This is a genomic window from Clostridium polyendosporum (assembly GCF_018332455.1).
Taxonomy (GTDB): domain Bacteria; phylum Bacillota; class Clostridia; order Clostridiales; family Clostridiaceae; genus Clostridium_AY; species Clostridium_AY polyendosporum.
In genome coordinates this window covers 34,697-53,392 of record NZ_BOPZ01000011.1, presented here as the reverse complement: position 1 = coordinate 53,392, position 18,696 = coordinate 34,697, and the positions used below count along the sequence as shown (strand labels likewise).

The following is an 18,696-nucleotide window of genomic DNA, read 5'->3' as shown; positions in this document are numbered from 1 at the left end:
CATCTTATTTGCTATTATTCTACGAAGCGAATTCTAAATTGATTGATGCCTACTCGGCTTTATTTTGTATTGAGAATGGCGTTAAGACAAGCATTGACATAAATTTAAAAGTAATGTTATGATTTACTTAAGGGGATAAGTGGTAAAAAGAACAGAAGAATAAAATTTGCACAAGCTCTTTATGAGAAATAGTGTAATAATTAATTTTAAATTAGTTATTTTTAACTTTTGTATAGATGCTATTAAAGAGTTATATACAAAGTAGAAACAGTTTTTAAATATACAAGTTTTTTAAAACGTTTACAAAGAGAGGCAGGTGAATACCCTGAAAATATATATCAGGGACATATGAAAAGTTTTATTGGTCTTAGAACCCTAAAAACTGCGGTAGGTGCTACAGTAGCTATTATTATTGCGCAGGTTTTAGGATTGGGGTATGCAGTATCAGCTGGTATTATAACTATTTTAAGTATCCAAAATACTAAAAAAACATCAATAATCATTGCATTACAAAGGTTTGGTTCAACGGTACTAGCCTTATTTGTTGCAGGAACTGTATTTACTTTAGTAGGTTACAATTCTATTGCTTTTGGATTATATTTAATTATTTTTATTCCATTAGCTATAAGATTTAAAGTAACTGATGGAATTGTGGTAAGTTCCGTTTTAGTTACGCATTTACTAGTGGAAAAATCTATTTCACCATATTGGATAAAGAATGAATTGTTTCTTATGATTATAGGTGCTGGTATAGGAATTTTATTAAATACATATATGCCTAAAATAGAAGGTAAAATAAAAGAAGATCAAAGAGACATTGAGGAAAAAATGAGAACAATTTTAATGCACATGGCTAAGGCTTTAAGAGAACAGTCAGTGTATATAGATGAAGAAAAAATTTTTCAGGACTTAGAAAATAATTTAAGGGAAGCTAGCGAGCGTGCATATAGAAATCTAAATAACTATATAATTTATGAAGCTAAGTATTATGTTCAGTACATGGAAATGAGAACTCTTCAACTTCAAATATTAAAATACATGAGGTCTTATTTTACAAGATTTTATATGACTTTTGATCAGACTGATTTAGTAGCAGCTTTTACTGAAAGGGTAGCTCTAGCTCTGCATGAATACAATAGTGCTGAAGGTTTATTAGAGGATTTAAAGGAAGTGTTTCAGGTTTGTAAAATTCAGAGCCTTCCAAAAACCAGAGAGGAATTCGAAAATAGAGCTATGCTGTTTCAGTTTTTGAAGGACTTAGAATATCTATTAGAGGTAAAAAGAACCTTTAAAAACAATTTAACAAGGGAGTTAAAAGAGAATTATGAAAGCTAGTAATTCTGAAATAAGATGATTTTTAAAGAATGTATTTACAATGAGTTGTAATTATGCATATGATGCATGGAAACAGATGGTAAATAAGGGATGCTATTCTTTATCTCCAGCTCCTCAAGCTGAAATTGATGTTATATCAACTATATATAATGAAGTCAATCAACCTAAAATTTAATAAAGACAAACAATTTCAATCCTTAATAAATTTAAAAAAGCTAAGGGTTAACAGACATTAGGACTGCTAACCTTTAACTACATTTAATTTTGTGAAATCAGAATAAATAACTTTAGCATTTAGTGCTTTTTGAAATTTTAATCTAGTCATGAAGTTATATGTCTATAAGAATGATTCATTATTTAATTGTATAGATTATACTTATGTATAGATTAAGGTTTCAGTACCACCTTTATACAGTTATCGGTTTTACCATCAAAAATATTATAAGCATGTTCTCCTTCATTAATAGGTAATCTGTGAGTAATTATATCTGTGGCATCAAATTTACCGTTTTTAATTAATTCTAAGATTGAATCAATGTAAGAGTGTGCAGGGCATTGACCCATTCTTAGTGTAACGTTTTTTGAGAAAAAATCACCTAGAGGAAATGCATTATATTTTGCTCCATAGACACCTACTAGTGCTACAGTACCACCTTTTCTAACCGCTTGAGTTGAAATTTCTATAGCAGATTTTGAACCACCTTGAATTTTTAACATGCTTTCAATTTTTTCTATGGTAGACATTTTTCCATCCATACCAACACAATCTATAACAGCATCTGCCCCACCGTTAGTGATTTCTTTTAAGTATTCTCCGGTATTATCATAATGTTGAAAGTTTACAGTTTCAACTTGATTGTAGGTTTTTGCATGATTTAATCTATAATCAATACAATCTACAGCTATAACTCGCTTTGCGCCTTTATATATAGCCCACTTTTGTGCTAATAGGCCTACAGGACCACATCCTAGAATTACAACAGTATCACCGGATTTTACACTGGCAATATCTACTCCCCAAAGAGAAGTAGGTAAGATATCAGTTAAAAATAGTACTTGTTCATCTGTCAATTCTTCTGGAATGACCTTTGGTCCTACATTACCATAGGGCACTCTTAAATATTGTGCTTGACCACCAGCATAACCACCGTAAGTATTACTATAACCAAATATGCCGCCTACCTCTCCATTGGGATTTGAATTATCACATTGACTCCATAGATCATGTTCACAATACCAGCAATGACCACACGAAACGGGAAAAGGAACAATAACTCTATCCCCTTTCTTTACATTAATTACTTGATTACCTCTTCCTCTACTATTCCCATGGTCTCATGGCCTAGTATAAAACCCTTTGGTAAGTTAGGGATAAAACCATGAATTAAATATAAATCAGATCCACAAATTGCAGTAGATGTTACCTTTACTATTATGTCATCATTATTTTCTATTTTAGGATCAGTAACATCTTTTACTTTTACATTTCTTATGCCTTCATAGACTATAGCTTTCATTATTTACCTCTTCTCATTCCATTTGTATAAATAGATTTATGGTTATATTATGTGATTTAGAAATACATTTATTAGGGGGTGGTATCAATGAAGTAAATAAACTGTATTAAAAAAAACAAACGATAAGGGGGCATAGAGGATAGCCTTAATTATATTCCCATGTAAGTCATAAGTTGCAAATAGGAAAAATAGTAATATAATGGTATATAAATAAATTATAGTAGGTGAATAATATGAAAAAGTTTGTAATTATAATTTTCTTTATGGTAATATTAATGTTCCCTAATACAGCACTTGCAGCAACATCTACAGCAAAAGACTACTTTCCAATGAAGCCTAATACTGTATTTGTTTATCAAGGATATGGTAATGAATTTTCAAGTTATATTAGATATACAGATTACACTAATTCTACAAGACAGCAACTTAGAATAAATAATGGTGGAACTGAAACTGTTAATGTGTATGAATATACATTTTATGGAGTTAGAATTAGGTATACAAACAATGAATGTTACTATCGTGAGAATTTCTTAAATAAAACAGCAAATAAAAGCGAATATTTAATTAAAAATCCAATAAAAAAGGGGACAACATGGACTTTAGCTGATGGAAGTAAAAGAAGTATAACCAATACAAATGCAACTATGAAAACTACTCTAAAGACTTATACAGGTGCTTTAGAAGTTACTACAACTAGAGGAACAAGTAAGACAAAGGATTATTATGTAAAGGGTGTAGGATTAGTTAAAAGTATTCATTATCTAGAAGGTGGCTATACAGTAATGTCATCTTTAAAGCAAATAAAGACTAATACACCATTAATTCAAATTATAAGATTTTACTATCCAGATAGTAATATTAATAAAGTATGGTATGTAGATAAGAAAATCAGTTTTTATACAAATGATATTACAAGGTCAAAGATAGTTAAAGAATTTAGAAATCCACCTAAGGGACTAGTTCCTTGTATTGGAGCAAATACCACAAGTAATTGGTTGTATTATAATACTATTAGTAAAATGGTCTATGTTGATTTTTCTGCTAACTTTGTTAAAGATTTAAATGCTGGCTCTACCTACGAAAGCCTTTGTTTAACTTCTATCGTAAATACTATAGGTGGATATTACAATATTAATAAAGTATATCTTACATTAGCAGGTAAACCATATGAATCTGGCCATATATTAAAGAAACCTGGAGAGCCATTTATAACCAACTTTAATGGAATAGGTAAGTGGCCTAATTAATAAATAAACATAGGTATAGTTTTATTAAAGGTATACCTATATAGATATACAACTTCATAATTTAAATTATAATTCCTGAAAAAGCATTGCATGTCGAGGCTATTTTCAGGAATTGTTTAAAGATTGAAGTTGTTTATCTTTAGAAGAGTTTTAATAGTTTGGTTTTATGTAAAATATTCAATAATAGAATTTTTAAAGTTAGTTTTTATAAGTTCAGAGATATACTCTTTAATCTCTGAACTTTTTTCTTTAGGATAAACATATTTAAATTTACCATATGGACCCCATTTTAATTGTCTAGCTTCTTCATTCATATCTAATTGTGTATCAGGAAATCTAGTAAGTATCAGTTCTTTAGCAGTAGATGTAAATCTATGCTGTATAAGTTCAAAGGAGATTTCATCATTATATCCTTCTAATTCTACTTTTAGTCTGTGAATTAGTTCCTTGTAGTCATCTTTCCAGCTATCATAAATCATAATAGGAGCAACAATAAATCCTATAGGGTATCCAGCAGTGGCAATTTTTTTAGCTGCAGATATTCTTTCCTCAAAGGTGGATGTATTATGTTCAAATTTATTAATTACATCCCTTGTGTTAATACTAAATCTAAACTTTGTATGTTTATTATGATTTATATTTAAAAAAGAGTCTACATTATCAAATTTAGTAATAACCCTAAGTCTGCCATTATTACTACTTCCAAAGAACTCTATACACTTTTTCAGGTTTCCTGTTAAATGTTCTAGAGCTACTGGATCGGTAATGCTTCCACATTCAAAGGAAGTAATATTGGGTAGGTTTATTTCTATATGCTGCTGAATAACACTAAGTATATCTTCAATATTTACAAATACCTTCATGAAGGGTTTTTCACCTTGAGTGGTTTGTAGATAACAATACTCACAGTGACCGGGGCATGAACTAGATAAAGAAAATTGGTAATCTGAAGATGGTTTACAACTCTTTAATTTTTTTTCTAGGTTAATAGTAATATAAACTGTTCTTTTAGCCTTAGCATAGTTTTGTTGAGGTGATTTACCTTCAATTACTACCTTTCTTGAATTTATTATAGGAATATTTAATTTATCTAAGTATTCTTTAACAGATTTACCTGCAGGGTATTTTAAGCTTCTAGGATCTATATAAGCGATATCTGGTATAAAAAGTTTCACTCTTAACCACCTCATTAATAGTATTTAAGCATAACGATATTAGATGTATGTACATATATCATAAATTTATAATTGAGTTTAGAGTTAAAAAAGACCAAAAAGGTCTTTCTTATCTATTTACAGTAATTGAAAGAAAACAAATATAAAAATACCTCTTAGATATTTTTATCCAGAGGTATTTTATATTATACTTTTAGTTTATTTAATTTAAACAAGCTACATGGTATTATGATTATGGCTGTAAGACAGTTAGAATATACATATCTAAAGTCCTGAGCAGGAATTGCTACTAATATGGAGAGGGTATTTAAAACTACTGGTGCTACCAGTATAAGTACTGAAGAACCATTTTTTAGTAGTGCCCCAAAACTAAAAATTAATATAAGAAAAAAAGATAAAGCTGGTCTCCAGAAGAACCATATATTACTTTTAGTCTCTGATATATCTAGTGCTTTGTTGCCTATGTAAGTTATATTATTATTAAATATTTTATTATTAACCCCCCAAGTATTTTTTACGACTTGTCTATTTACGGTAAAGGTATATCCTTTTTCATCTCTAGGTTCATTTATTTGCCATACAACAGAAGTTTGTTTAGCAAAAGCTTCTATAGCTGGGAGAGGGTTTTGTTTTATTACTTCCCACCAAAGCTTCAGAAAGATAGATGTATCTTTCTCTATATATTCTTTATGAAAGTTTTGATGAAACTTAAGTAGGTCTACGGAATATGGATGATAGTTAGCTTTTATTTCATCTAGGGTCATGATATTATTTATATATTTCTTCTGGCTTTCGGTAATTATCCCATTATTTTTTACTACTGCAGCTATTTGTTGTGTAGGTATTGCAAAGGCTTCATTTGATGACCCAGGCTCTACCTTCAGAAAGCTATATATAGGTCCTTTCACAAGAATGTATATAGCTAGAACAGGTATAATAATGGCTAATATTCTTAATATGTTTTTATAAAATATTATAAGGCATAGAATTGAAGCACATAAAAATACCAAGAATCCGTTATGTCTAAATAAAATAAAGGTACTACAAACTATTATAAAGCACGCTTTATTTATAGTAGGCATAAACCATTTACCATTAGTGATAAATATATTAGCTAAATATATAGTTATAAGCATAAGGGAAGAGTTATATATTAAGTCTTTGCTTATAAAAATGCTGCTAGCAGAGTTAGCTGGATTTAAGGCAAATAAAACTGAAATAATTAATAAAATTTTGCTGCTGAATCCAAATCTCTCTAATGCATAAAGTACATATCCAACGCTTAAAGCGAAAATTACTATTTGAGAAAGTGCTATTGCTTCAGGAACATCCCATAGTTTTGAAATAGCTTTCATAATTAGTGTATGGGGCACAGGGTGCCAATCAACATAATGGTTTGTATGAATTTGCTGCCACTGGTTAAAAAAATCATTTGTCATAAAACCGGGATAAAAAGCCACTAGGTAGAAAAGGCTACTTAAAGTTATTGGCGTTGAATAAAGTATAATTTTTAATGGAGAAATATCCTTATATTTAGGTATTATCTTAATATTAAATACAAAGGTAATAGTATAAATAATGACTAAAAATAGTGCTATAAATAAAATTAAGAATAGTGGTAAAGTCATAGTAAGTTTTCCTAGAATACTTGGTACTAATACAAGCGAAATTATGAGAGAAAAGAAAACAGAGATGAATTTTTCTGTTGAATTCATATTTGTAAGAAAAGAATTCATATGTAGCCTCCTTATTATAGTTGTGTTTAATTTTAATTTATGGTAATAATAACAAATGATGTATCTATATTGTAGATATGTATTTGGGTGTTACTCATAAGTTTTTGTATTTACATGTTATTATAAGTTAAATAGTATATATTGTAAATAAAGGCAATAATATAAGATTCTTATAAAAGTTATGTGGTATAATGTATATAGTAATTATTGCTATAAGGAAGGAGTAATGATATGAAGGTTGCAGTATTAATACCCTGCTACAATGAGGAAATAACTATTGGAAAAGTTATAGATGACTTTAAGAGAGTTATGCCAGAAGCAGACATTTATGTCTATGATAATAATTCAAAAGATAAAACGTCAGAAATAGCTTTAGAACATGGGGCTATAGTAAAAAAGGAATATCGTCAAGGTAAGGGAAATGTGGTACGTTCCATGTTTAGGGATATAGATGCTGATTATTATATAATGGTGGATGGAGATGATACATATCCAGCAGAGTTCGCACATAAGCTTTTAGATCCTCTTATAAGAGAAGAAGCGGATATGACCATAGGAGATAGATTATCCAACGGAACATATTATAATGAGAACAAGAGAAATTTTCATGACTTTGGAAATAACATGGTAAGATGGCTAATTAATAAGTTGTTTAAGAGTAATATAAAGGACATAATGACTGGTTATAGGGGGTTTAATAGGGAGTTTGTAAAAGCTATGCCGGTACTAAGTGCAAGATTTGAAATAGAAACAGAAATGAGTATTCATGCTCTTGATAAAAAGTTCCTTATTAAAGAAGTTGCTATAGATTATAGAGATAGACCAGAAGGCAGTGAATCAAAACTGAATACATTTAGTGATGGATTTAAAGTGTTAAAGACAATATTTATGTTGTTTAAGGATTATAAACCGTTGTTGTTTTTTAATATTTGGACAGTATTCTTTCTTGTTGTTGGACTTTTAGTTGGAGTTCCGGTTCTGGTGGAATTTGCTGATACTAGATATATAACAAAAGTACCATCTGCAATATTAGCAGTAGGTCTTGTATTACTATCTATGAATACATTTGCTTGTGGAGTGATTCTTGACACAGTAGTTAAGCAGCAGAGATTTAATTACGAGCTATACTTAAATGATTTAAGAGATAAATATAAAAAGTAATATTTATTAGACTGTATACAAGTTTATTAGACTGTATACAGTCTTTATTTTATATGAGATATAACTTAATGATTATCAATACTGGGTTTTATCTAATTTTTTCTCCCATTCTTGAAATGGCTTAATAAATAAATCAGAATATAAATGTATTACTTCCACTTGCTGTTTACTTGCAACTCCACTAATAACATCATAAATATATTTATCATCAAATCCTATTCTTGCAGCATCTTCTCTTGTGCATCCATAGTACAATTTTTTCATTTTTGCCCAATGAATTGCTGCAAAGCACATGGGACATGGTTCACAAGAAGAATAGATTTCACAGTCTGAAAGATCAAATCTACCTAAGGCATTGGCAGCCTTTCTTATGGCGACTATCTCAGCATGAGCTGTGGGATCATTTGTTTTTATTACTTCATTATGTGCAGTTGATATGATTTGGTTGTCTTTTACAATAACTGCTCCAAAAGGTCCCCCTTCATTATTTTCCATTGCTAAAAATGCTTCTTCTATAGCTGTTTTCATAAATTCATTCATTTTTATGTTCCGCCCTTTCTATTTTTATTAATAAACATATTCACTTTTTCTTAGCAAAGATAAATAATTTTAATTTTCAATAATTTTAGAAAAGATAAAACTGAATATACATCGAATGTGGTAACACTTAGACAATTTCACTTTCAGAAGTAGTATTAAATAGTTACGGTGTTCAATGCTTTTTTTTAAGTATTAAATTCAGTTATAGAGTTATATATATATATATTATGTCATTTTAAATAAACTAGTTATAGCTAATTAAATATATAATAATAAATTAAAGAAATTTGTATAGAGTGGAAGAAAAATTTAAAACTATTATAAGCAAGTTAATACTTAAGGCTAAGCTTATAGATACATAACTTCATAACTAAATTTATAATTCATGATATACAAGTTTATATTGATTTAAGAATTTTAGGAAAAGTATTGAATGTGGAGGCTATTTTCATCAATTGTTTAATGAGTGAAGTTGTTTATCTTTAGTAGTAATATAAGAGCTTAGCAGTTTTTTTATCTAATTTCTTGTATAATATAGAAGTGCATAAACTGTAAGTAATAATTGAAGGGATTGTTTATATGAATAAAATATTAGTATTAGCGGAGAAGCCTTCTGTTGGAAGGGATTTGGCCAGAGTTTTAGATTGTAATAAAAAAGGAAATGGATATTTAGAAGGTGAGAAATACATAGTAACTTGGGCATTAGGACATCTAGTTACACTAGCTGATCCTGAAGCTTATGATGAAAAATATAAGGCATGGAAGATTGAAGATTTACCAATGCTTCCTCCTTATTTAAAGCTTGTGGTTATAAAACAAAGTGGTAAGCAGTTTAATATAGTTAAAGAACAAATGAATAGAAATGACGTTAAGGAAATAATAATTGCAACAGATGCCGGTCGTGAAGGCGAACTTGTTGCTAGGTGGATAATAGAGAAAGCACGTGTAAAGAAGATAATTAAACGTCTCTGGATTTCTTCTGTTACAGATAAGGCTATTAAAGAGGGCTTTAACAAGTTAAAGGATGGTAAGGAATATGAAAATCTTTATGCTTCTGCTGTAGCTCGTGCAGAAGCTGATTGGGTTGTAGGAATTAATGCAACTCGTGCTTTAACATGTAAGTATAATGCTCAGCTTTCCTGTGGCAGAGTTCAGACCCCAACTCTTGCAATAATAGCTAGAAGAGAAGATGAGATAAAGAATTTTAAGCCTAAAGAGTTTTATGGTATTACTGCAATAGCTGATGGCTTAAAACTAGTTTGGCAGGATAATACAACTAAAGATTTTAAGGTCTTTGATAAGAGTAAATGTGACAAAGTACTTACATTAATAAAAAATAAAGATGCTGAGGTTTTTGAAGTAAATAAGGCTTATAAAAAGAGCTTTTCTCCTCAGCTTTATGATCTAACTGAACTTCAAAGGGATGCCAATAAGATGTTTGGATATTCAGCAAAAGAAACACTTTCAATAATGCAGAGACTATATGAAAGTTATAAGGTATTAACTTATCCAAGAACTGATTCTAGGTATGTATCTACAGATATAGTTGATACCTTAAAGGATAGGATTAAAGCCTGTGGAGTTGGCCCTTACTCAAAGGCAGCTTCTAAGCTTATGAGGAATCCAATAAAGTCAAATAAGAATTTTGTTGATAATAGCAAGGTTTCAGATCATCATGCTATTATTCCAACAGAACAATCAGTTTCCTTAAGCACATTAGGTGATAAGGAAAGAAAGATTTATGATTTAGTTGTTAAGAGATTCTTAGCAGTCTTATATCCACCTTTTGAATATGAGCAAACAACAATAAAAACTAAAATTGCAGATGAAGTTTTTATTGCTAAAGGTAAAATTGTTATATCTCAAGGTTGGAAGGAAGTCTATGAAAATAACTTCGATGATGAAGAATCAAAGGATGACATAGGAGAACAAACATTACCTAATATAAATGAAGGTGATGTTTTGAAGGTATCTGCTATTTCTCAAACCAAGGGGCAAACTAAACCACCAGCACCATTTAATGAAGCAACATTGTTATCAGCTATGGAAAATCCAATAAAGTATATGCAGGGTGAAAGTAAGGAACTGATAAAAACTATTGGAGAAACTGGTGGCCTTGGAACGGTAGCTACAAGAGCTGATATTATTGAAAAATTATTTAATACATTTCTAATAGAAAAGAAGGGTAAAGATATTTTTGTAACTTCTAAGGGAAGGCAGCTTCTTGATTTAGTACCTGAGGATTTAAAATCACCTACATTAACAGCTCAATGGGAGCAAAAGCTTAGTTCTATAGCTAAAGGGTCTCTTAATAAAAATACATTTATAAATGAAATGAAGAACTATGCTAAAGAAGTTGTTAATGATATAAAAGATAGTGAAGAGAAATTTAGACATGATAATCTTACTAGAAGTAAGTGTCCTGAGTGTGGTAAGTATATGCTTGAGGTTAATGGCAAAAAGGGCAAGATGCTTGTTTGTCAGGATAGAGAGTGCGGTTATAGAAAAGGTGTTGCTAAAATAACCAATGCTAGATGTCCTAATTGTCACAAGAAGCTAGAACTTCGTGGTGAAGGAGAGGGACAAATATTTGTATGCAGCTGTGGACATAAAGAAAAGCTTTCTACTTTTAATGAAAGAAAAAAGAAGGAAAGCAATAAACTTTCAAAGAAGGATGTAACAAGGTATCTTAAGGAACAAAAGAAGAAGAATGAAGAGCCAGTAAATTCCGCTCTTGCAGAAGCATTAGCGAAGTTAAAGTTAAAATAATCATATCTATTGAGGTATGTTTAATACTAACAACAAAGTTAATTAAGTAAAAGCTATATTTCTTATGTTTATTGATTGTAAGGAGAAGCTGGTATAAAGTAAAAAGGAGTGTCTCACTATCCTATAAGACACTCCTTTTATGCTACTTTTTAGTTTCGCCAACAATATGTTGTTTATATTTATTAGACTTTGGGGTATCAAAGTTATCAATGTTTTCTTCTATATAGTCTATAGCTTTATTAGATTTAACATTTTTTGTTCTTTTATTTTCGTTCATGTTAATCTCCTTTCCGGTAAAGCTTGATGGACATTAATAGTTTTTACAGATTCATATCATATATGTCTGGTAGTTTTATGAAGTAAAATAAAGAGTATGGTTATTTAAGTAATTAATGACTATATTTATTTTAATATTATGTTTTTAGAATAAACATATTTCACTGGTATCATTTTATGATTAAAATCTAATAAAGCTGAGCGGGAATTAAGCCTGCTCAGTTTTATTAGAGATAAATTTATTTTAATTTAAGTATAGGTCCATATATTCCATTTGTGTGACTGATTACTGCATTTTTAAAAAAGAAGGATATGCTCTTATCTGCTACTATTTTTATACCTTGATCTTCTACGACTTCATCATTTTCTCTTTGTTCATCAGCAATGATTGCTACACTTATTCCACCACAGCCAGGACCAGCATGCTTTATTCTTATAGCATCTTTACCTTGCTCAGTCATCATTGTTCTTAATATTTCAACAGTACTTGGATCTATTGTTACTTTCATAGCTAGTCTCCTTTACTTAGAAATTTAGAATATATCTATTATTATATAATAAAATGTGCATTTTTATATAAATTTAAGTAAATATAAATTCTAAATTTATTACTAGATTTATATTTTAAGATTAATCTGTATTTCTTTTAAAAAATAATTTACTTATTCTAGTGATAATAAGATAAAGATCTAAATAGATTTATAGAAGTAAAACTTTTATTTTTATATTAAAAAAAAATTATGTTTGTAACATTTGTTACCGATAAAAGTACACTAAAAAGGTATAATTTTAAATGTAAGATCAATTAAATCAAAAACAAGTTAGAAATAAATTTAGAAATAAATAATAATAAATTTTAGGGAGGAAAAAAATAATGAGTATGTTTTGTTATCAATGTCAGGAAGCAGCCGGATGCAAAGGCTGTACAGTAAAAGGTGTATGTGGTAAAACTGAAGATTTAGCAAAAGCGCAAGACTTATTAATATATATACTTAAGGGTATTTCAGTTTACAGTGTAGAAGGTAGAAAAGTTGGAGTTATCAATAAGAAAATTGATAAGTTTATAACAGAAGGTCTTTTTGCAACTATAACTAATGCTAACTTTGATAGAGGGGTATTCTTAAGTAGAATAAGAGAAGGTCTAGTATTAAGAGAAGAGCTTAAGAACGAAGTTGCTAAGGCAGGTGGAAATGTAGGAGCATCAAATGTAAATGAAAATTGGTTAAAGAAGATGCTTTCATTTGTTGGATTAAAAAGAGAAGAAGAGAGTAAACTTCCAGATGCAGCTACATGGGTAGGAAGTAATGTAGAAGAGTTTAATGCTAAGGCAGAAACAGTAGGTGTATTAGCTACTGAAAATGAAGATGTAAGATCTTTAAGAGAACTTATAATTTACGGAGTTAAAGGATTATCTGCTTATGTTAAGCATGCAAATCATTTAGGATATGATGATGATGCAATTTGTGGTTTCATGCATAAAGCATTAGCTTCAACATTAGATGATACATTAACAGCAGATGACCTTGTAGCATTAGCATTAGAAGCTGGTCAAGTTGGGGTTTCAGGCATGGCATTACTTGATAAGGCTAATACAGAGACTTATGGACATCCAGAAATCACAAAGGTTAATATCGGTGTAAGAAAGAACCCTGGTATATTAATAAGTGGCCACGATTTAAGAGACTTAGAAATGTTATTAAAGCAAACAGAAGGAACTGGAGTAGATGTTTATACACATAGTGAAATGCTTCCAGCTCACTACTACCCAGCATTTAAGAAGTACAAGAACTTTGCAGGTAACTACGGAAATGCTTGGTGGAAACAAACTGAAGAATTTGAAAAGTTTAATGGACCAATCCTTATGACAACAAATTGTTTAGTGCCGCCAAAGGATTCATATAAAAATAGAGTATATACAACTGGTGTTGTTGGATTTGAGGGCTTAAAGCATATTGAAAATGGTAAGAATGGAAAAGACAAAGATTTCTCAATAATCATAGAACATGCTAAAAAGTGTGCAGCTCCAACTGAAATTGAAAGAGGAGAAATTATCGGAGGATTCGCTCATGAGCAAGTATTTGCGCTTGCAGATAAGGTTGTTGATGCAGTTAAGAGTGGAGCAATCAAGAGATTCTTCGTAATGGCTGGTTGTGACGGAAGAGCTAAGAGCAGAAACTACTATACTGATTTTGCTCAAAAGCTTCCAAAGGATACAGTTATATTAACAGCAGGATGTGCTAAGTACAAATATAACAAACTTAACTTAGGTGACATAGGTGGAATTCCAAGAGTATTAGATGCTGGTCAATGTAATGACTCATATTCACTAGCGCTTATAGCTCTTAAGCTTAAAGAAGTATTCGGCTTAGCTGATATAAATAAACTTCCAATATCATACAATATTGCTTGGTATGAGCAAAAAGCAGTAATAGTATTACTATCACTACTTTACCTTGGTGTTAAGAACATTCACCTAGGACCAACTCTACCAGCATTCCTTTCACCAAACGTTGCTAAAGTTCTTGTTGAGAACTTCGGTATTGGTGGAATCACAAATGTTGAAGACGACATCAAAATGTTCTTAGGAGAATAATAATTATACTTTATAGATAAAATGACAATAAATAAAAGCCCCTGAGGACAATTATCCTCAGGGGCTTTTTAAAATAAATTCTTTAGTTATTATTAATATAATATAGTTTTTTGAATAAGCTAAAACACATTGATTGTATTATTTAGTAATTACCTCTAGAGAATCAAAGTATAATTGAATAGAGATTTTGTTCGAGGGGAGAATAATTTTATAAAAAGTGAGAGGGTGTTTTAGTTGTGGTTAATGAAAAAAAATTATATAAATTAATAATATTAAATTTAATACTTTTAGCTTGTTACTTTTTTATTAAGATCCCTTTTTTAGTTAGTTTCTTTTCTAGAATTATAAATATAATTGTTGTTCCAACTTTCTTAGGTATATTTTTCTTTTACTTATTAAAACCTTTAAATGATATTTTCTTAAGGAAAGGAATGAAGCTTTCGAGAGCGGCAGTATTAACACTTATTATTGCACTGATTATTTTATCAGGAGTTAGTACACTACTTGGAAAATATTTTATTAGGGAAATAAATGGACTTATATCAAGACTCTCAATACTTGCAGAAAATGGACAAATGCTAAGGTTTATAGATGGTTATGTAGGAAAATATGTAGATATACAATGGATATATAAAAGAGCTACAGGAGAAGTAAGTGGTTATATTTATTCTATGTTGAAGAATATAATGAGAGTTGTTAGTTATGCTATGAATTTATTTTCAGTGCTTCTTTTAATTATTGTTATAGTTTTCTATTTTCTTAAGGATGGGTTAAAATTTAAGGAAAGTTTCTTAAGATTAATACCTGAAAGATTCAAGGATAGGACAGCAAGAATATTAGTTGAAAGCAATAAAGCTCTTTCATCATATGTAACTGGGCAGGCAATAGTAGCATTATCTCTTGCAATAATGATATATGTTGGATATTTAATTATAGGTATGCCAAGTGCATTAGTTTTATCTTCAATTACCTTTATATTAGCTTTTATACCATTTATAGGGTTCTTTATATCAATGATAATTCCATACATTATCGCTATTAGTGCAGATGTTTCTATTGTTATAAAACTTACTATATTGTTCATGGTGGCACAAGCTCTTAAAGGGAGGGTTATTGTACCAGCCGTTATGTCAAAAGCTATGCATATACATCCTTTAACTGATATATTTTTAGTCATAGGAGCAGCAGCCTTGTTTGGACCTCTTGGAGCATTTATAGCAGTACCTATATACTCAGTAGTAAAGGTAATTTGGATTAATATGAGGATACTAACTTTAAGATAAAAGTGAATAGGTTTGATACCTATTCACTTTTACCCAGATTTCATTTTGTGAAATGACAGCAAATAAAAAAACAATCAGGAATTATTTTCCTGGTTGTTTTTCTGCCCACTTTTCTGCCCATCTTTGAATTTCATCCATTGCTGTTTTAAGATCTTTTCCCTTTTCAGTAAGTAGATATTCTATTCTGACGGGAATTTCAGGATATACCTTTCTTTGAATAATGCCTTCTTTTTCAAGTTCTTTAAATCTTTCTGTAAGCATTCTAGCACTCATGTTAGGTATCATTTCAGATATATCTGAAAACCTTTTTGGCCCACTAAGTAGGGCTCTTATTACAAGACCTGTCCATCTTTTTCCTAATAAAGAAAATGCCACTCCAAATTTAGGACATAAATTACATTTATCCATAACTAATCATCTCCCACGGATATTTTATCACACATACTTAATAAAGGTAAGTATATTATATTATTTAAGTAATATAGTGTAACTATATTACTTTATGTAACTAAATTTATATAGGTAGTGCTATAACTTATATGATATTGTATGTACCTATTGTATGTACCGTAATATAGAAATTAACCTTTGGGCTTAGAGAGAAAGTGATAAGCATAAGGCTCTTGGAAAATGTAATTGACTGTTTAGTTTTGAAGGGTTGTTCCAAAGATAATTTTACGTTTTTGGAACAACCTTTTTAGTATATATTTTTTTTATTATGTTTTAAGAGATTAAATCTACTTAAAGTTAAACTGATAAAGGCTTCTTATCTTTTATAAATATATGAATATCCTCATGAACTTTAAGTATAGAATCTACAAATTGATTATCTGGAAGTGCATAAGACTTTTTTAAAAGAGTTTTTATTTCATTCATGCCAAGTAAATATTCAATTTCTTTTCCTTTCTTGAATCCTTCTCTTAACGGTAATACCGCACCTGTTTCACTTATCTTACAGACAGCTTTTTCTTCATTATCTCCTAAAAAGCTAACAAGTTCTATTACGTCATTATAAGGTATCAATTTAGGATCAATATAAACTACTGCAGAAAAGGGTTCATTTTTAGCGTTTATATCCATTTTGTTCACCCAATAAAATTTAGAAAGAGTATTTTCAATTCTTGATTTTAAATCTCCACAATCAATAATTCGTTTTTCATCCATAAAAATACACTCCTTTCTTCTAAAGTATTTTTTGTAGTTTTAAGAAAGTATATACTAGAACAATTCTACAGAGTTCTATTAAAATTGTGTTAATAGGTTTATTTATTAGTAAAATACTTGTCTGAAAAGTATTATAAATGGAAAATAAAATTAGGGATAAATATTATTTTGGATAGAGATAATACTTATAGACTTTGATATTTTATTCTTATACCATAATTTATAATTGAACTTAAAATTGGAAGAAAAGCATTAAATATAAATACATAACATTCTTTTAATTTATGAGAAGTTAATTTGGGTTATCTGATAGAAAAATAAATAAAATTTATAATAACTTACAAAGTATTAAAAGGAAGAGAGGAGTGGCTTGTATGGATACAAGTATTAATTTCCCTAAAAATTTTCCACCTCAGCATCAAGACACCCATCCTGGATTAGAGGAAGCTATGAATCCAAAACCTGTATTTGAAAAGGAAGGATACAATTCTATTTCACAAAAATTAAATAACAAGGTTGCTATAATTACGGGGGGAGATAGTGGGATAGGAAGAGCTGTTGCGCTATCTTTTATAAAACAAGGAGCAAAAGTAGCTATAATATATCTAAATGAGAATAATGATGCACAAGAAACTAAAAGACTAATTGAACAAAAAGGTGGTCAATGCTTAATAATAAGTGGTGATATAGGTGATGAAAATTTTTGTATTAATACTGTAAATCAAGTTTTAAGTGCTTTTGGAGGTATAGATATTTTAGTTAATAATGCTGCAGAACAACATACCAGTCAAGGGCTAGAGAACATAACAGCTCAACAACTTGAGAAAACCTTTAAGACTAATGTATTTGGTGCGTTCTATATGGCAAAGGCTGTACTTCCTCACCTTAAGCAGGGAAGTTGTATAATAAATACAACCTCAGTAACTGCATACTTAGGTAATGAGCAACTTATTGATTATTCTGCAACTAAGGGAGCTTTAACAACCTTTACCCGTTCCTTGGCATTAAATGTTGTTAAGCGTGGGATAAGAGTTAATGCTGTTGCTCCAGGTCCAATCTGGACACCACTAATTCCTTCATCTTTTGATGCACAGAAGGTAAGTCAATTTGGTGTAGATACTCCTATGGCAAGGGCTGGGCAGCCAGTAGAGCTTGGTGAAACTTATGTATTTTTAGCATCACAGGATGCATCATATATAACAGGTCAAACTATCCATGTAAATGGAGGGGAAATAGTCAATGGATAAAAAGTATAAAGTAATTATTTAAGTGTAAAAGAGATGTGGTTTAACATAAATTCTATAAAGAAATAAAACTAATCAGGCACTGATCCTCGTCAATTATCTAGACTCCACTTTGTAAAATAGGAGCCAATAAAAGGGAAACATAAGTATGTTTCCCTTAAAGTACTGATATCTCTATATACAATAAAAATATCTATTTGGGGGAGTGTTTTTATACCAAAGTTATTTTTTATCATCTAATCTTCTTTGCATTTTATCTCTTTTTTTCAATATATCTGCTTCACTAAGCCCAGTTTCACTTACTATTTCAGATAGACCTCTATTCTTCTCAAGCATTGTTCTTGCAGTTTCCATTTGACTTTCATGCATTCCTTTTCTTACAGTCATCATGAACACTCCTTTCTACTTTATAACATATAAATTTATAATTAAACTTAGAATTTGAAGAAACATTGAAAGTAGAGGGTATTTGTTATAATTTCACAAAGTGAAACCTATGAGTTTATTAACTTTTACTTTGTCAAATTTATCAATAATTCATTTATGAATTTGTATATCTATAGTATCTTACAAAAAGATAGCTTTAAACTAGAATATAAAGCGATTTGGGGGAAATTATTACTTTTTAAATCAAAAGTTTTTAAGGTGGTTTA

16 protein-coding genes and 1 pseudogene are annotated in these 18,696 nt (G+C 29.8%); 8 read left to right on the top strand and 9 right to left on the bottom strand.

The annotated features are described in order from the left end of the window. Positions 1 to 348: 348 nt before the first annotated feature. Together CPJCM30710_RS07950 and CPJCM30710_RS18060 are read left to right on the top strand one after the other, a co-directional pair. Positions 349 to 1,335, top strand: a complete 987-nt coding sequence (locus tag CPJCM30710_RS07950) for an aromatic acid exporter family protein (protein WP_212903642.1) — start codon at positions 349 to 351, stop codon at positions 1,333 to 1,335. A 40-nt stretch (positions 1,336 to 1,375) separates the two neighbouring features. Next, positions 1,376 to 1,510, top strand: a complete 135-nt coding sequence (locus CPJCM30710_RS18060) for a hypothetical protein (RefSeq protein ID WP_281413964.1) — start codon at positions 1,376 to 1,378, stop codon at positions 1,508 to 1,510. Between the two features lie 212 nt (positions 1,511 to 1,722). Here the strand turns inward: CPJCM30710_RS18060 and CPJCM30710_RS07945 are convergent. Beyond that, positions 1,723 to 2,852 (bottom strand): annotated as a pseudogene (locus CPJCM30710_RS07945) (zinc-dependent alcohol dehydrogenase). A gap of 233 nt (positions 2,853 to 3,085) precedes the next feature. Here CPJCM30710_RS07945 and CPJCM30710_RS07940 point away from each other — a divergent pair. Beyond that, complete coding sequence (locus tag CPJCM30710_RS07940; protein ID WP_212903641.1) at positions 3,086 to 4,102, top strand: GerMN domain-containing protein; 1,017 nt, start codon at positions 3,086 to 3,088, stop codon at positions 4,100 to 4,102. Positions 4,103 to 4,266: 164 nt separating this feature from the next. Here the strand turns inward: CPJCM30710_RS07940 and splB are convergent, their stop codons facing one another. Then, positions 4,267 to 5,277: a spore photoproduct lyase gene (gene splB, locus CPJCM30710_RS07935; RefSeq protein ID WP_212903640.1), complete on the bottom strand. Its 1,011-nt coding sequence runs from the start codon at positions 5,275 to 5,277 to the stop codon at positions 4,267 to 4,269. 185 nt (positions 5,278 to 5,462) lie between these two features. Then, entirely contained in the window at positions 5,463 to 7,013 is a 1,551-nt protein-coding gene (locus CPJCM30710_RS07930; protein ID WP_212903639.1) for a DUF6020 family protein, read from the bottom strand. Between the two features lie 231 nt (positions 7,014 to 7,244). On the opposite strand from CPJCM30710_RS07930, the gene CPJCM30710_RS07925 reads away from it, so the two are divergent. Then, positions 7,245 to 8,174 carry a glycosyltransferase family 2 protein gene (locus CPJCM30710_RS07925; protein ID WP_212903638.1) on the top strand — a complete coding sequence of 310 codons (930 nt, stop codon included), beginning with the start codon at positions 7,245 to 7,247 and terminating at the stop codon, positions 8,172 to 8,174. Positions 8,175 to 8,249: 75 nt separating this feature from the next. Here CPJCM30710_RS07925 and CPJCM30710_RS07920 read toward each other — a convergent pair whose 3' ends face one another. Beyond that, positions 8,250 to 8,714 (bottom strand): nucleoside deaminase, encoded by a 465-nt coding sequence (locus CPJCM30710_RS07920; RefSeq protein ID WP_212903637.1) that lies wholly within the window; start codon positions 8,712 to 8,714, stop codon positions 8,250 to 8,252. Positions 8,715 to 9,293: 579 nt separating this feature from the next. On the opposite strand from CPJCM30710_RS07920, the gene CPJCM30710_RS07915 reads away from it, so the two are divergent. Then, positions 9,294 to 11,483, top strand: a complete 2,190-nt coding sequence (locus tag CPJCM30710_RS07915; RefSeq protein WP_212903636.1) for a DNA topoisomerase III — start codon at positions 9,294 to 9,296, stop codon at positions 11,481 to 11,483. A gap of 142 nt (positions 11,484 to 11,625) precedes the next feature. On the opposite strand, the gene CPJCM30710_RS18055 is transcribed toward CPJCM30710_RS07915, so the two are convergent. Beyond that, a complete protein-coding gene (locus tag CPJCM30710_RS18055) occupies positions 11,626 to 11,760 on the bottom strand; it encodes a hypothetical protein (RefSeq protein WP_281413963.1) in 135 nt (44 codons plus the stop codon). Between the two features lie 238 nt (positions 11,761 to 11,998). Further along, positions 11,999 to 12,268: an iron-sulfur cluster biosynthesis family protein gene (locus CPJCM30710_RS07910; protein WP_212903635.1), complete on the bottom strand. Its 270-nt coding sequence runs from the start codon at positions 12,266 to 12,268 to the stop codon at positions 11,999 to 12,001. Between the two features lie 365 nt (positions 12,269 to 12,633). Here CPJCM30710_RS07910 and hcp point away from each other — a divergent pair, with 365 nt between their 5' ends. Both hcp and CPJCM30710_RS07900 read left to right on the top strand, forming a co-directional pair. After that, a complete protein-coding gene (gene hcp / locus CPJCM30710_RS07905; RefSeq protein WP_212903634.1) occupies positions 12,634 to 14,352 on the top strand; it encodes a hydroxylamine reductase in 1,719 nt (572 codons plus the stop codon). Positions 14,353 to 14,588: 236 nt separating this feature from the next. After that, the gene (locus CPJCM30710_RS07900) at positions 14,589 to 15,635 is read left to right on the top strand and encodes an AI-2E family transporter (RefSeq protein WP_212903633.1); all 1,047 of its coding nucleotides are present in this window, start codon (positions 14,589 to 14,591) and stop codon (positions 15,633 to 15,635) included. A gap of 81 nt (positions 15,636 to 15,716) precedes the next feature. Here CPJCM30710_RS07900 and CPJCM30710_RS07895 read toward each other — a convergent pair whose 3' ends face one another. Continuing rightward, positions 15,717 to 16,043 carry a winged helix-turn-helix transcriptional regulator gene (locus CPJCM30710_RS07895; protein WP_212903632.1) on the bottom strand — a complete coding sequence of 109 codons (327 nt, stop codon included), beginning with the start codon at positions 16,041 to 16,043 and terminating at the stop codon, positions 15,717 to 15,719. 339 nt (positions 16,044 to 16,382) lie between these two features. Beyond that, positions 16,383 to 16,799, bottom strand: a complete 417-nt coding sequence (locus CPJCM30710_RS07890) for a hypothetical protein (RefSeq protein ID WP_212903631.1) — start codon at positions 16,797 to 16,799, stop codon at positions 16,383 to 16,385. 374 nt (positions 16,800 to 17,173) lie between these two features. Here CPJCM30710_RS07890 and CPJCM30710_RS07885 point away from each other — a divergent pair, with 374 nt between their 5' ends. Then, positions 17,174 to 18,046 (top strand): SDR family oxidoreductase, encoded by an 873-nt coding sequence (locus CPJCM30710_RS07885; RefSeq protein ID WP_212903630.1) that lies wholly within the window; start codon positions 17,174 to 17,176, stop codon positions 18,044 to 18,046. Positions 18,047 to 18,265: 219 nt separating this feature from the next. Here CPJCM30710_RS07885 and CPJCM30710_RS07880 read toward each other — a convergent pair whose 3' ends face one another. Beyond that, positions 18,266 to 18,430, bottom strand: a complete 165-nt coding sequence (locus tag CPJCM30710_RS07880) for a hypothetical protein (RefSeq protein ID WP_212903702.1) — start codon at positions 18,428 to 18,430, stop codon at positions 18,266 to 18,268. Positions 18,431 to 18,696: the final 266 nt, after the last annotated feature.